14 protein-coding genes and 2 pseudogenes are annotated in these 12,577 nt (G+C 66.2%); 10 read left to right on the forward strand and 6 right to left on the reverse strand.

Going from position 1 to position 12,577, the window contains the following annotated elements; all coding sequences use genetic code 11:
* Positions 1-60: 60 nt before the first annotated feature.
* Positions 61-552: a winged helix-turn-helix transcriptional regulator gene (locus tag ACIQCZ_RS38245; protein ID WP_402290099.1), complete on the reverse strand. Its 492-nt coding sequence runs from the start codon at positions 550-552 to the stop codon at positions 61-63.
* 93 nt (positions 553-645) lie between these two features.
* Between ACIQCZ_RS38245 and ACIQCZ_RS38250 the strand changes: the two genes are divergently transcribed.
* Positions 646-1,143 carry a hypothetical protein gene (locus ACIQCZ_RS38250; RefSeq protein WP_402290101.1) on the forward strand — a complete coding sequence of 166 codons (498 nt, stop codon included), beginning with the start codon at positions 646-648 and terminating at the stop codon, positions 1,141-1,143.
* A gap of 802 nt (positions 1,144-1,945) precedes the next feature.
* Here ACIQCZ_RS38250 and ACIQCZ_RS38255 read toward each other — a convergent pair.
* A pseudogene (locus ACIQCZ_RS38255) lies at positions 1,946-2,294 on the reverse strand (IS5/IS1182 family transposase); the annotation flags it as partial.
* A 70-nt stretch (positions 2,295-2,364) separates the two neighbouring features.
* The gene (locus ACIQCZ_RS38260) at positions 2,365-3,582 is read right to left on the reverse strand and encodes an MFS transporter (protein WP_402290104.1); all 1,218 of its coding nucleotides are present in this window, start codon (positions 3,580-3,582) and stop codon (positions 2,365-2,367) included.
* 64 nt (positions 3,583-3,646) lie between these two features.
* On the opposite strand from ACIQCZ_RS38260, the gene ACIQCZ_RS38265 reads away from it, so the two are divergent.
* Entirely contained in the window at positions 3,647-4,033 is a 387-nt protein-coding gene (locus tag ACIQCZ_RS38265) for a MerR family transcriptional regulator (protein ID WP_402290106.1), read from the forward strand.
* A 60-nt stretch (positions 4,034-4,093) separates the two neighbouring features.
* Here ACIQCZ_RS38265 and ACIQCZ_RS38270 read toward each other — a convergent pair whose 3' ends face one another.
* A complete protein-coding gene (locus ACIQCZ_RS38270; protein ID WP_402290109.1) occupies positions 4,094-4,423 on the reverse strand; it encodes a hypothetical protein in 330 nt (109 codons plus the stop codon).
* Positions 4,424-4,533: 110 nt separating this feature from the next.
* On the opposite strand from ACIQCZ_RS38270, the gene ACIQCZ_RS38275 reads away from it, so the two are divergent.
* The 4 genes from ACIQCZ_RS38275 (at position 4,534) to ACIQCZ_RS38290 (ending at position 7,583) form a co-directional block, all read left to right on the forward strand.
* The gene (locus tag ACIQCZ_RS38275) at positions 4,534-4,890 is read left to right on the forward strand and encodes a hypothetical protein (RefSeq protein WP_402290112.1); all 357 of its coding nucleotides are present in this window, start codon (positions 4,534-4,536) and stop codon (positions 4,888-4,890) included.
* Positions 4,872-5,108: a hypothetical protein gene (locus tag ACIQCZ_RS38280; protein ID WP_402290115.1), complete on the forward strand. Its 237-nt coding sequence runs from the start codon at positions 4,872-4,874 to the stop codon at positions 5,106-5,108. Before ACIQCZ_RS38275 ends, ACIQCZ_RS38280 begins: the two co-directional genes overlap by 19 nt.
* Positions 5,109-5,331: 223 nt before the next feature.
* On the forward strand, positions 5,332-6,366 hold the full coding sequence (locus ACIQCZ_RS38285; protein ID WP_402290118.1) for a tyrosine-type recombinase/integrase: 1,035 nt from the start codon (positions 5,332-5,334) through the stop codon (positions 6,364-6,366).
* Entirely contained in the window at positions 6,363-7,583 is a 1,221-nt protein-coding gene (locus tag ACIQCZ_RS38290; RefSeq protein ID WP_402290121.1) for a hypothetical protein, read from the forward strand. Before ACIQCZ_RS38285 ends, ACIQCZ_RS38290 begins: the two co-directional genes overlap by 4 nt.
* Before the next feature lie 146 nt (positions 7,584-7,729).
* On the opposite strand, the gene ACIQCZ_RS38295 is transcribed toward ACIQCZ_RS38290, so the two are convergent.
* Positions 7,730-8,632, reverse strand: coding sequence for a LysR substrate-binding domain-containing protein (locus ACIQCZ_RS38295; protein WP_402290123.1), 903 nt, complete (start codon positions 8,630-8,632; stop codon positions 7,730-7,732).
* Between the two features lie 188 nt (positions 8,633-8,820).
* Between ACIQCZ_RS38295 and ACIQCZ_RS38300 the strand changes: the two genes are divergently transcribed.
* Positions 8,821-9,114 carry a DUF1330 domain-containing protein gene (locus tag ACIQCZ_RS38300; protein WP_402290125.1) on the forward strand — a complete coding sequence of 98 codons (294 nt, stop codon included), beginning with the start codon at positions 8,821-8,823 and terminating at the stop codon, positions 9,112-9,114.
* Positions 9,115-9,620: 506 nt separating this feature from the next.
* Here ACIQCZ_RS38300 and ACIQCZ_RS38305 read toward each other — a convergent pair.
* Positions 9,621-9,839 (reverse strand): annotated as a pseudogene (locus ACIQCZ_RS38305) (ISL3 family transposase); the annotation flags it as partial.
* Here ACIQCZ_RS38305 and ACIQCZ_RS38310 point away from each other — a divergent pair.
* The 3 genes from ACIQCZ_RS38310 (at position 9,775) to ACIQCZ_RS38320 (ending at position 12,384) form a co-directional block, all read left to right on the forward strand.
* On the forward strand, positions 9,775-10,101 hold the full coding sequence (locus ACIQCZ_RS38310; protein ID WP_402290127.1) for a hypothetical protein: 327 nt from the start codon (positions 9,775-9,777) through the stop codon (positions 10,099-10,101). The pseudogene ACIQCZ_RS38305 and the gene ACIQCZ_RS38310 sit on opposite strands and share 65 nt — an antisense overlap.
* Before the next feature lie 584 nt (positions 10,102-10,685).
* On the forward strand, positions 10,686-11,252 hold the full coding sequence (locus ACIQCZ_RS38315) for a hypothetical protein (protein WP_402290129.1): 567 nt from the start codon (positions 10,686-10,688) through the stop codon (positions 11,250-11,252).
* Positions 11,253-11,592: 340 nt separating this feature from the next.
* Positions 11,593-12,384: a class I SAM-dependent methyltransferase gene (locus ACIQCZ_RS38320; RefSeq protein ID WP_402290132.1), complete on the forward strand. Its 792-nt coding sequence runs from the start codon at positions 11,593-11,595 to the stop codon at positions 12,382-12,384.
* Positions 12,385-12,577: the final 193 nt, after the last annotated feature.

The raw sequence follows: 12,577 nt of genomic DNA on the forward strand, positions 1-12,577 counted from the left end.
TGGCGCCCGCGCAGTGAGTACGAACTCGCACCAGCCCCGGGTCCCGGCCCGATACGGTCCTCAGGAGCTCTCCACGAAGCGCGCGCCCGGCCCGGGCGTACGGCAAACGTCTTCCGGGGCGAGGTGGCTGTGCCCAGCGGCGCACTCGAGGACGATCCTGACGGGCTCGTCGCATGAGATCGCGTCGTGGACGGGCCGGTGGCGGACGATGACCGACGGGCCCTGCGGGTCGGCGAAGTATGTGTCGCCCCATTCCAGGAGCGCCACGAGCGTGGGTCGCAACGCCCGACCCTGCTCGGTGAGCTCGTAGGCGAAGCGCTGCCGGTCTCCGGGCTCCTGATACGGCACACGGCGCATCACTCCCGCGGCCACCAAGGTGTCGAGCCGAGTCGCCAGGAGATTTCTGGCGATCCCGAGGCGGGAGTGGAACTCCCCGAACCGGCTCGCGCCGTCCAGCGCTTCGCGCACGATCAGCAGCGACCAGCGCTCCCCCACTACCGAGAGGGCGCGTGCCACCGAGCAGTTCACTGGGTCGATTCGCCGCGTCTCCATGAGACAAGTGTACCCACCTGGGTTTACAAGCTGAACCCACCCTTCCTAGACTCCACCCTGAGTTGAAGAACTAAACCCAGAAGGGGATCGACCGTGCCCATGCTCGATGTGTACATTCCCGACGGCGCTCTCCAGCCGGACGCCGAGGCGGCCCTGCTGAACCGCATCACCGAAATCCTCATCCGCAACGAGGGATTCGACCCTGCCGACCCGGTGAGCCGTTCCGTCTCCTGGCTCTGGCTGCACCGACCGGCCGGCGTCTACGTCGGCGGAGAACTCGTGGACGCACCTCGCTACAAAGTTGTCCCGTCCGTCCCCGAGGGCCAGCTCGATGAGCGGAAGCGTGCGGGCGTCATCGCCGAGGTCACCGAGGCGATCCTCGATGCCGAAAACGGCGCCTGGCCGCGTGACGCCAGCCGGATCTGGGTGTTTCCCACCGAGATCCCCGAAGGCCACTGGGGCGGCCGGGGCCAGATCAGGCCGCTCGCGACGATCCTCTCCCGGCTCAGCGGCGGCGACACCAAGCGGGCTCGAACGCTCGCGCGCGAGCGGATCGCCGCCAGCCGAGCCGAACACACCCGCCTGCCCTGATGAGCGGTAAACGAAGTGGGGATCGAAGCGGCGGTATCACAGCCGGGTAGGGCAGGGATCCCACGAGCGTCGAGGATCGGTGCTGTTGCTGCTGGTGTGTCGATGTGGCTGGTGGTGGATGGTGCGGGACAGCGGATTGGTCCCGTCGCCCTGGGACTTCCTGCCGTTCCTCATCAGAAACCCCCGTTTGAATAGGCGAGCGCAAGAGCTGCCTGCGCTGCGATAGTCAAGGCATGGACCGAACACATGGACCTGTCGACGGGATGTCCCTGACAACAGAGGAGCAAAAGGCCGTACGTGCTGCGCTGGTCTCTGTTGGCGCTGACCGCTGGGCTGGTGGACAGCCCTGCACGTTCTACTCGCTGCTCGCGCGTTGGAACAGCGAAGTGTCGGGGGTGGAGGAGGGCTATTCATGGTGCGCGCCAGAGTTCGACAACGACATCTGGTGTCGGAGCGCGCTGGCGCGCGTCTGGCCTCTGTTGCCCCCACGCGTCCAGTCCGAATGGCAACCAAGGCTCCAGGAGCTCGATGAGCGGTTCCGCGCGGCAACGATCCAGTGGCCCGGCCGAGGCGATGACGAGAGAGACTGGTGGATGTGGCGCATCCCTCGACTACTTGAGGCTGAAGCCGGGGACCCCTGTGAACGAGGCTGGCCCTCAGGCTGGGACATGATGCCTTTCCCCAGGCCAGGTTCCGTTCGAGTGATCGTCTGAAGAGTAGGTCTGTCGGTTCCCACTCGTTGATTTGCGAGTTGGTGCGTGATGGCAGGTGAGGTTGTGGTGGCTTGGTTGTGGGTGGTCGTTCAGGTGGTGGTAGCGGTGCGGTCGGAGACGAGGCCGACGATGGCACGGTAGGTGTCGGGCAGCCGGTCCCGGCGGAGGGTCCAGCGGACCGAGTTGTCTCCATCGTTCGTGGTCGGCAAGGGCGTGTTCGACGGTGACGCGGTCGGATGAGGGCCAGTGCCGGTCGCGTTCCCAGCGTTCGTGGACGTCGGGCGGTGCGCTCTTGTTCGGCTTCCTGGGTGGTGTGATCGCCTGGCCTGGGTGATCACGTCCAAGGCCGAGGCAGCCGTCGTCCAGGAGGACCTCCACGTCGGGGAAGTGCTGGAAGCAAACGGCGATGCCCTCGTTGCGTGCCGCGGTCGCATCATGCTCACAGACGGATCACGTCATCCATCAGCGCGGACGCTTCACTCGCTGTCACGCACCAACTCGTAAGTGATCAAGCGCTCGTGCCCGGCCGTCTTGAGGGAAAGCCGTGCCTGCGGGCGGTGATCACGATGACCAGCGCCGGACCAAGGAGCATGAGCACGGACCAGGGGAAGGATGCGGGACCCAGACTGTCGAGGAGGAGGCCGCCGATGACTCCGCCGGCGGCGATGGCGGCGTTCCACAAGGTGACGAGCATGACTTGGGCAGTGTCTGCGGAGGCGCTTGCAGCGTCAGCTGCGGCTGTTTGCAGGAGGGTGGCAGCACCGCCGAATCCCAGTCCCCACAGTATCCCTGCGGCGTAGACCACGACAGCGCTGTCGGCGAGCACCGCCAGGACGGTGGCCGCTACGGCGAACAAAACGGTGCCGGCGATGGTGAGGACGCGCAGGCGACGGTCGATGTGGGCGCCCACCACCCAGATGCTCACCACCGAAGCCAGACCGAAGACGAACAGCACCGAGTCGACGGCGTCGGCCATGCCGAGCCGGTCAAGGAACGTGGCGATGTAGGTATACAGGATGTTGTGGGCCAGGACGAAGGCCAGAGTGACCATCAGAACTGGTGTCACCCCGGGCAGACGGAGGGTCTGCGCGATAGGGGCTCGGCCGTGTCTGGGCTGCCCGGGATAGTCCGGAACCGCCAGACCGATCCACGCGAGCAGGATGGCAGCGAGCAGGGTCATGGACCAGAACGTGATCCGCCAGCCGAACACCTGACCAAGGAGGGTTCCCGCGGGCACCCCGAGTGAAAGAGCGAGTGTTGCGCCCGCCATCGCGACCGCAGTCGCCTTGCCCTGGAGCGGGCCCGGCACCATGCGCCGCGCGTAGCCGGTCAGCATCGCCCAGACCAGACCGGCGGCCACTCCAGCGACGAACCGGGCAGCCATCGTCAGCGCATAGTGCCCCGAGGCAGCTGTGACGGTATTGGCAAGCGCAAAACCAGCCACGGCGGCCAGGAGCAACCGTCTGCGCCGCCATCCGGAAGTGGCTGCGGACAGCGGGATCGCCGTGACAGCGGAACCGATCGCGTAGATCGTCACCGACTGTCCCATCGCAGACTCGCCGACTCGCAGACTTCTGCTCATCGCGGGCAGCACCCCCGCTGGCAGTGCCTCGGTCAGGATGGTGATAAAGGCGGCAGTGGCCAGCGCGGCCAGAGCCCGTAGCGGGAGTCGCTGATCTCCGGTTTTCTCCACGGCGTTGGTCAGCCGCGCGGTTTGGATTCGCATGGCAGCTATACTCAAACCTTCACATTGATGTGATGGTCAAGCGAGCCAGCGTGAGGTCGGACACATGCGTATCGGAGAGCTGTCAGAGCGCACCGACACTCCCCGTCGGCTCCTGCGCTACTACGAGGAGCAGGGCCTGATCACCGCGGCCCGCTCCCCGAACGGCTACCGGGACTACGACGACTACCTCGTGGACAGGGTCCTGCAGATAAGAGGACTGCTCGACGCCGGCCTGCCGACTCGGATCATCAAGCAAATCCTCCCGTGCCTCGACCAGCCCCGGGTCATCTATTTCTCGGACGCGACGCCCGAGATGGTCAGTACGCTGGAGCGTGAACGCGACCGGATGACCGAACGCATCCAGTGCCTGACCCGCAACAGAGACGCCATCGGCAACTACCTCAACGTAGTCCGCAGTAACAAGCCGACAACGCCTCCTTCATGTGACTGAGCGCCTCAGCCTGGCTGATCCGAGCATCGCAGTCGGCCGCAGGTTACCAACTTCGGCCCATCAGGGTGACGTCGGGTTGCCGAGGGGGAGCCCGGTGTCGGCCATGAAGCCGTCGAGGGTTTCGGGCCGGTACTGGAGTCGTTTGAGCCGGTTGCGGGCGAGGACCTCCAAGCGGTCCAGGGCGACCACAGCAAGGTTGACCAGGCTGGGGGATCCCGCCGTCCCGCACAACTGGTGCCACGGGTAGGCCGACTTCCGACTCACCCGGAGACGCTGGGCGACCTCCAGCGGCTTGATCCTCCGCTCGAACAACTCGGCCGACTGCCGCCGTACGACCTCCCGACGCCACCGCCCCGCAGCGGTCAGCCCGCCCCCATCCACATATGTCACACAGCACGAAAACTGCCTGGCTCTATTCACAAGAAGCGGCTCTGGCGCAACTTCTGTGGACCTGTTGCGGAGCGTTACTGGTGACGGCCCCCGGTGGCATGCACCGGTGAGTGATCGTGCAGGCGAGGCACATGGCCAGTCGTGTTGAGAAGTACCTCGCCCATCTTGATCGACTTTCCGGGGGAAGGAGGCCCCGCTCGACCAAGCAGGGGCTGCGGGGCGTGACGGAGATCGTGTACGACAACCTGCCGGACGGGCTTCTCACGGCGCTCACCTACGGCTTGTCGCTGGCAGAACGCCCGGATTGGCAGCACGGCTCGCCGGAACTCTGCCTCAGCGTGAGCTCGACCAACGTGATCTGGACCCACGCGGCGGGCTTCCTCGCTGAGCAGCTCCGTGGCACCTGCCCTTCAGTTACGGCAGCACCATCAACTTCGGTGAGCGCATCGTGCCCGAGTCAGAGATGACGGCCTTCTGCGTGTTCGCGCTGCTGGTCCTCGACAGAGACGACTACCTGGGCATCGACGTCGGCGTTCCGGGACACGAGGGTCACGACGTGATCAACATCCAAGGTATGTACCCCATCCACGAGGTCGAGCGGCAGTTCATCAATGAGCACGGACTTGAATCCTTCTGGAAGAACGACTGGGAGCCCACCGATGTGCTCCGGCGCCCCGCAATCTGATCCTGGGAGGGCAACAGCCCCAATCTCGACGACTCATTGGTGGACGACATCAGCCGAGCAGGCCTCGCTTGCGAAGGAGTGTGAAGCCAGCGCGACCGAACATCTGGCGCTTGAGCATCTTAAAAGTTACGTGGAATCTTCCGGGTTGATCATTCTCCCTGGTGTAGCCACGAACTTGGGAGACGACTTGAGCGCCGCTGTGGGAGTGACGTAGAAGTGGCCGGTGCTGGGCCGCCGCGAGCAGGCAGATGGCTGGCTGCTCGTGTGGTGCGATCTCGGTCGTGCGCCTCGGACGATCGACGCCTACGCCCGCGGGCTGGCCAAGTACCTGGCGGTGTGCGAACGGGAGGGTGTCGACCCGCCGGTCTCCGGTCGCGCTCATAATACCGTCTACGTAAGGGAGCTGACTGAGCGGCCCAGCCGTCGGGGTGCGAACGTGCTCTCGATCGATTCGGGGTCGGGGCTGGCGAACGCCACGATCCAGCAGCGGCTGGCGCCGGTGCGGTTGTTCTACGACTTCCTGATGGAAGAAGGACTGCGGGAGTCCAATCCGGTGGGCCGGGGCCGCTATACGCCGGGGCGCCGGTGGGGCGGGCACCAGCGCGGCCTGGTGCCGCAGCTGACGAAGCTGCCGTGGATTCCGGGCGGACAGCAGTGGTTGGCGATCTCGGACGTCGCGCGCGGGGAGCCGATCCGCAACCGGGTGACGCTGGCCTTGGCCTACGATTCCGCGCTGCGTCGCGAAGAGCTGTGCTCGCTGCCGACCGACGACCTGGATCCGGCTCACCGTACGTTGCGGGTACGCGCGGAGACGACGAAGAACCGGCTGGAACGGGTGGTGCCGTACTCGGCGTCGACCGACGTGCTGATGTCGGCCTACCTCACCCACCGGGCCACGGTCAGCCGGGCGAGAGGCCCGTTGTTCCTGTCCGAATCACGGCGCAACTACGGCCAGCCGCTGAGTCTGTGGACGTGGTCGAAGGTGGTACGCCGAATCGCTGTTGCGGCCGACGTGCCGCAGTTCTCCACGCACACCACCCGGCACCTGTGTCTGACCGATCTGGCCCGGATGGGCTGGGAGTTGCATGCGATCGCATCCTTCGCCGGCCACCGTCACACCGACTCCACGATTCAGTACATCCATCTGTCCGGCCGGGACCTGGCCGACAAGCTCGCCCGCGGCATGGAACACATCCACGCGTGGTGCATACAGGCACTTACCTTTCCGCACGTCACGTCGCCGGAGGTGGCGCAGTGACTGCATCTCGGCTGGCCCTGCCCGCGGAGGACGGGTCCCAACGCTGGTCCTGGCCGATCATCCCGGACCAATACGACACCGCTGTTGAGGTCCGGCCCACCGAGGCCGTGAGCGAACTCGAGGTGCAGAATCTGCGCCGGCTCAAGGACCACGATCGGTCCGCCGCCGGGTGGCGGGTGATCCGCCGTCTGCTGGGTCCGCTGAAGGCGGTCAACGCCGCCTTGGACTCGCCGGCCACCGCACACCGGCGACGTGCCATGCTCGACGTGGTCGCCGTGCTGCTGACACGTTGCGTGGAGACCTGCCGGACCTTTTGGGGATGGACTCCGCAGGAGTGGATCCATCTCCTCGGCCGCAACCAGGCCGAGTTCCGTCGGCACGTCCCGGGTTGGGCCAGCGACGAGGTCCGGCCCTATCTCACCGCGCACGCCTACCTGTTGGGTTCCTTCAACGAGTTCCACCGACTCGGCAGCATCCAACGACTCACCCTGTCCTGGCGGATCTTCGGACGCGACCGGGTGAACAGCGAGATCGCCCGCATCCGCGCGGTTCTCGCCTCCTGGGGATACCAACTGGGCCGAGATGACGACACTCTGCTGCCGATGGTCGTCCGCCAACTGCTTCTCCTCAACCGCAGCCCGCATCTTGAGGATCTCGACAGCACGCTGTTCGACCGGGTTCGCCGCGAGGAGATGCTGGCCGACTCGCAGCGCTACACCCTGCACGCCACTCAGCGGGCGGTCGCCGAGCTCGGCTTCTGTGATCCTCCGCCGCCCATCACCGGTCGCCGCTCGGCACGGGCAACCGGCGGCGCGACGACATGGGAACAGTGGGTCGATCGATGGCACGCCACCTCCACGCTCACCCCGGGCGTCCGCGACGCCATGCGCTCGACCTTCCTCGGGGTGGGCCGGTGGACCGCCGCCGAACAGCCCGACGCCGCAGACCCGAACGGCTGGACGCGTCAGACCTGCGCGACCTGGATCGCCGCGCTGGGCCGGATGAAGGTCGGTGACTTGTTCAGCGGACGGCCAGCCTGGGGGACCGTCTCGGCAAGCCACTCGAAGCGGCGACCAAGGCCGGGCAGATCACCGCGCTACGGACGTTCTTCAAGGACTGCCAGGAATGGGAGTGGCTGCCCCGCAGCTTCGACCCACTGCGCGCGCTGGCGATCCCCCGCAGCATCACCGCCCTCCTCGGCCGCGATCCGCGGGTGATCGCCGACGAGATCTGGGCGAAGCTTCGCAGCGAGGTCGTGTCGGACATTCAGCAAGACCGCCGTCGTCATCACCGCGAAGTCCGCGGGGCTCTCGGTCTTCGGCCTCGCCACCGCAGGCGTCCGTCCCGCTTGACCTCTTGCGCGTCAGTCCGGCAACCAGTGCAGCTCGTGCGCCAGGGTTTTGGCGACGGCACGGATGCGGCGGTGTAGTGGCGACTGCTCGCCTGGGAGGACCAGGTGGATCGTCAGGCTGGGCGCGCCTCGCAGCGGTCGCCAGGTGAGACCGGCCGGTTGTGCCGTGGCCGCGGCTTCTCCGGCCGGGGCGAGGGTGACCCCGTCGCGCAGGTCGCGCTGAGACATGTCGAAAGAGACTGCGGGCGTGTGGAATCGGGGGTGTGGTCGGGTGTCTTGGAACAGTGTGGACAGCTGATCGTGGATCACGGGGTTGGCTGCACGGTCCGGGAGTCGCAGCGGATACGCGGCCGCGTCGGCGATCTCGATCTCCGGGTGTTGGGCCAGCGGATGGTGCTGCGCCAGCATGACTCCGACGCGTTCACGCCGCAGCAGGAACCGGCGCACGCCACGGCCCGGCTGTTCACCGCGGGTGATCCCGGCATCGATGCGGCCGTCGGCGATCGCGGGGGAGATCTCCGGTGTCGCCATCGGGATCGCGCCGACCTCGAGTCCGTTGTTGCCGCGAATCAGCCTGTCCACCAGGGCCGGTGCCGTCTCGGCCCCGGCGCTGAGGCTGTATCCGATGCGCAGCGTGCCCAGTTCACCGGCCGCCGCGCTCCGGGCGGTGTCCCATGCCCGGTCCAGCGCCGCCAGCGCGGGCGGCGCGGACTCCGCCAAAGCCGCACCGGCCGTGGTCAATACGACGCTACGCGTGTTGCGGACCAGCAGGGCCGTACCGAGTTCCGCCTCCAATCGGCGCATCCGGGCGCTGAGTGCGGGCTGTGCGATACCGATCCGTGCGGCCGTGCGGGTGAAGTTCAACTCCTCTGCCAGCACCAGGAAGTACCGCAGGCTCACCGTATCCGGCGCCACGTGCCCTCCCTGCCGATTGATAACGATCCGTTCTGAGTCTATGCCGTACCGGTCTTTCCCTCGATCGCACATCAAGCCCTAACCTGCGCATATGACGATTCAACTGACCGCAGTACCCGTCGCCGGGATCGATCGATCTGAGTGTCAACTCGAAGTCGGACGTGTCCGGCCCGACACAGGAGGTTTCCATGGCTAAGGGCTACTGGGTCAGTGTCTACCCCGCCATTTCCGACCCTGAGAGGCTGACTGCCTACGACGAGCTGGCCCGTCCGGCTGTCCAGGCTGGGGGCGGGCGCCTCCTGTCCCGTGGCGGTCGAGTCGTCGCGTACGAGGCCGGAATCACGCAACGCGTCGTTCTGATCGAGTTCGACAGCTTTGAACAGGCCGTCGCGGCATACGAGAGCGAGGCATACCAGAAGGCGCTGGTGGCCCTCCCCGACGGCGTCGAGCGCGACTTCCGCATCATCGAAGGCATCGACTGACCGGCGGGCCCAGCCATCGCTGAGCATCCGTCACCTGACACGCACACGGTGCTGAACGACGAGTCACGAGACGAGTTCGAGGCCATGCCCCGCGTCCCAGTTCGTCGTCGACGTCCTCGACGGCCTGATCGCTGTCGGGCGGATCGAAGAAGCGACGCGACGTCCGGGCCAGCTGGCAGCGGCAGTGCTGGGCGACCGCCCGCTCGGCGGCCTCGCTTGCCGTAGTGGCGGCCCTTGCGGGTGGCGCACTCGTCGACGCCGACCACCCGCGGCGCAGCCACCTCGGGGTCGGGAAGTACGTCGACCAGCCGGAGCACTGTGCTGCGGCTGACGGATATCCCGAGAACGCGGGCGATGCGGGCCCCGGCCCGGCCCGCGAGGGCCAGACCGACCGCGGCCAGGGTGGAACGCAACGGCTCGGTCCGCTGACCGTGCCGACGTGTCAGGCCGGGTATCTGCTCGACGAAGGTACGGCGCCCACACCCCGAGTTCCCGCAGGTGAACCGACGGACCCTCAGCTGGAGAGCAACGCTTCGGCCACCGCTCGGCACATCAGCGGGAAACCGCAGGTAGGAACGATGAACCCGGTTCGACCAGACTCCGCAGACCGAGCACACGGCACCGTCCGCGACGCATTGCGCATCAACGCGCACTATCTCGATGCTCACGTCCACCGACAGCACCGCGACGTCCGCGATCGATGGGAACAACAGCTCCTTCAACATCCGCGCGTCGGCCCTGGACTGGTTCGTGAGCCAGCTCAGAGAGATCGCCCAGATCCCGGCTTCCGACGACGACGGAGACCTCATCCAGGCCTGTTCGTTGCCAGCCACGAAGTCGACGGGACAACTGAATGGCAGGCCCGCGATGGCCAATTCGTCATCTCGCCCGCCGACGCCAGACACCAGTACCTCGACGGATAGCCCCACCCGTTCCGCAGGTTCCAATACCCGACTCCACCATTACCGGCCGACCGGGACGAGGTGATCGAACACGTTCGGGCACACCATGCCCGACGGGCCAAGTCCACCGAGCGGACTCCCGCGCCTCCGGCAGCCGGCCACAACCCTGAATCCCTCAACAACCTTTTCGGGACTGCCTGGTGACACCTACCGAGACCCTTTCCGCCGCGACGCACGTCGCGCCTCCCGCGTCCTGAGCCTGGCCGGGGAGGCGTTGAAAGCCGTCGCTTTACGCTTCCCGCCCAGACCTGCGGAGGACGACTGGCCGACCACTGCAAGCGCACGAGCCGACATCCTGGCTCGTCTGGAGCAACCTCCTCTGCGGCCGACGGACGTGAGGCAGCACCGAGCCAGGATCCGCGGGGCTCGCCAGATCTTGCAGTGCAGTGGCTGGAGACCTTCCCTGGGACCACCTGGCAGCAGCGCTGGAACGTCAGCCCCGCGAGCACGCGTGCTTGCAATGACTGGGCCCGGTCGGTACCCGGCTGGATCGGAACGGCTGCTGGCCCCCCGCAACGACAGGCACTGTCGGGAGGGCTGCTGAGTCTGATCTGCGCAGACGTTGTCAGGCCAGCCCTCCCCTGGCTGCTGTCACGGACCTCGGCCAGCATGACGAGCCTGCGGATCGGACTGATCCCTGCCCGTGACCCGAAAGGATTCGCCCAGCTTGAAGCGGTGATCGAATCTGCATCACCGTCGGCAACGCCGTGGAGTATCTCGCCGCACTCAAAGCAGCGAACGCCAAAACGTGCGGCAACACCCTCTTGCTGGCTGCGAGAGTTGGGCACCCTGCCTGCAGAAGCACCCAGTTCCTTGCGCTACCTGGCCAACATCAGTGGTCAGGTGTCGACGGATCAGCTCGTCGACCGGTTCGGTGTCCGCTGCAACCCTGTCCGAGATCTCTTGGTGAACTATTTCAAAGAGCGGCAGCCGGGTCTCGACTACACGACCCTGAACAATTTGTCCCGGCACCTGGCCAGCAACTTCTGGGGTGATCTGGAACAACATCGTCCAGGGATCGACTCTCTCCACCTGGCGCCCGAGGTGAGCGCGGCCTGGAAGCAGAGATGCCAGACCCGCATCGAACGGCGCCGCCAGCCAGACGGCAAAGCGCGCGAAGTAGTCACCGGACGCGCCAACGTCGCCAGCATCATGCTCTCCGTCCGGGCGTTCTAACTCGCCATCGCCCAGTGGGCCATCGACGAGCCGGCGCGCTGAAGGCCTTGGGTGGTGCCGAATCCGATCAAGGACGCGGATGTCGCTGTCGTGAAAGACAACAAGCGGCGCAACGCTCGGATGGACCACCGGACGAGGGAACGACTTCCGGCTTTGCCTGTCGTCGCCCGAGCGGCTTCATCATGCCTGAAATACGCACACGCTGCGCGACCACCCGTCGAGCCGTGGACACCTCGATGCTCGCTAATTTCGTTGAGCCCGCACCCTGCAATCGTGTTGGCTAGCGGCACCGAACTGTCAGTACCGCAGGTGTCCGCTTGGCTGTAGCAGGGAGTTAAACGTGCAGGACATTGTTGTCGACCCCGTTGCCCACAATCGGGCAGCCTGGGACAAGTACGCCCAAGAGAGCAACGAGTGGTCGAGGCCGGTGAGTGCTGAGGATGTCGAGCGCGCCCGCATGGGCGACTGGTCGATTGTTCTCATAGGGCGTGAGCCAGTTGACCGCTCCTGGCTTCCGACGGATCTGACCGGCAAGGACGTGTTGTGCCTGGCCTCCGGCGGTGGCCAGCAGGGTCCGATCCTCGCTGCCGCAGGGGCGCGGGTCACCGTGTTCGACAACTCACCCCGTCAGCTCGGCCAGGACCAGATGGTGGCGGCGCGCGACGGACTCGAGCTGCGCACCGTCCTGGGCGACATGCGCGACCTCAGCGCCTTCGGCGACGCAACATTCGACGTCGTATTCCATCCGGTCTCTAACCTATTCGTACCAGACTTGGCACCGGTGTGGCGTGAGTGCTTCCGCATCCTGCGACCGGGCGGAACTCTGCTCGTGGGCTTCCTCAACCCTGATGTGTACTTGTTCGACCACGAGGCGCTCGACGAGCGCGGCGAGCTGATCGTCGTGCACAAGCTGCCCTACAGCGATGTCACGCAGTACTCCGCCGAGGAACGCGCCACGAAGTTCGGCGCGGATGCCCCTCTTGAATACAGCCACACCCTCACCGACCAGATCGGCGGGCAACTCGCCGCGGGGTTCGTCCTCACCGGCTTCGCGGAAGCGCCGCACCAATCCAACGCATCCGCTCAATACATGTCGAACTATTTTGCGACGCTGGCGGTCAAGCCGGGCTGACCCAGCCGTGGGGCCGGCCGAGACGGCCGTGTCTCCGAACGACCAAGTGGAGCGCTGTGCCAGCCCGACCCCCTCTAAGGGCTCGCAGAGAATCAAGGTGTTGCTTCCCGTGGTTCGGCTCGTTGGTGTGGTATGCGCATATCCAGTGAGGCCCGTGGCCAACTCGCGGTGAAGTTTGAGGTGTTGTTCCCAC

It is taken from the genome of Streptomyces sp. NPDC093149, assembly GCF_044754145.1.
Taxonomy (GTDB): domain Bacteria; phylum Actinomycetota; class Actinomycetes; order Streptomycetales; family Streptomycetaceae; genus Streptomyces.

Coding starts and splice junctions, on each gene's coding strand:
- ACIQCZ_RS38245 (WP_402290099.1), bottom strand. CDS start 552: ATGGAGACGCGGCGAATCGACCCAGTGAACTGCTCGGTGGCACGCGCC.
- ACIQCZ_RS38260 (WP_402290104.1), bottom strand. CDS start 3,582: ATGCGAATCCAAACCGCGCGGCTGACCAACGCCGTGGAGAAAACCGGA.
- ACIQCZ_RS38265 (WP_402290106.1), top strand. CDS start 3,647: ATGCGTATCGGAGAGCTGTCAGAGCGCACCGACACTCCCCGTCGGCTC.
- ACIQCZ_RS38300 (WP_402290125.1), top strand. CDS start 8,821: ATGGCTAAGGGCTACTGGGTCAGTGTCTACCCCGCCATTTCCGACCCT.
- ACIQCZ_RS38310 (WP_402290127.1), top strand. CDS start 9,775: ATGCTCACGTCCACCGACAGCACCGCGACGTCCGCGATCGATGGGAAC.
- ACIQCZ_RS38315 (WP_402290129.1), top strand. CDS start 10,686: ATGACGAGCCTGCGGATCGGACTGATCCCTGCCCGTGACCCGAAAGGA.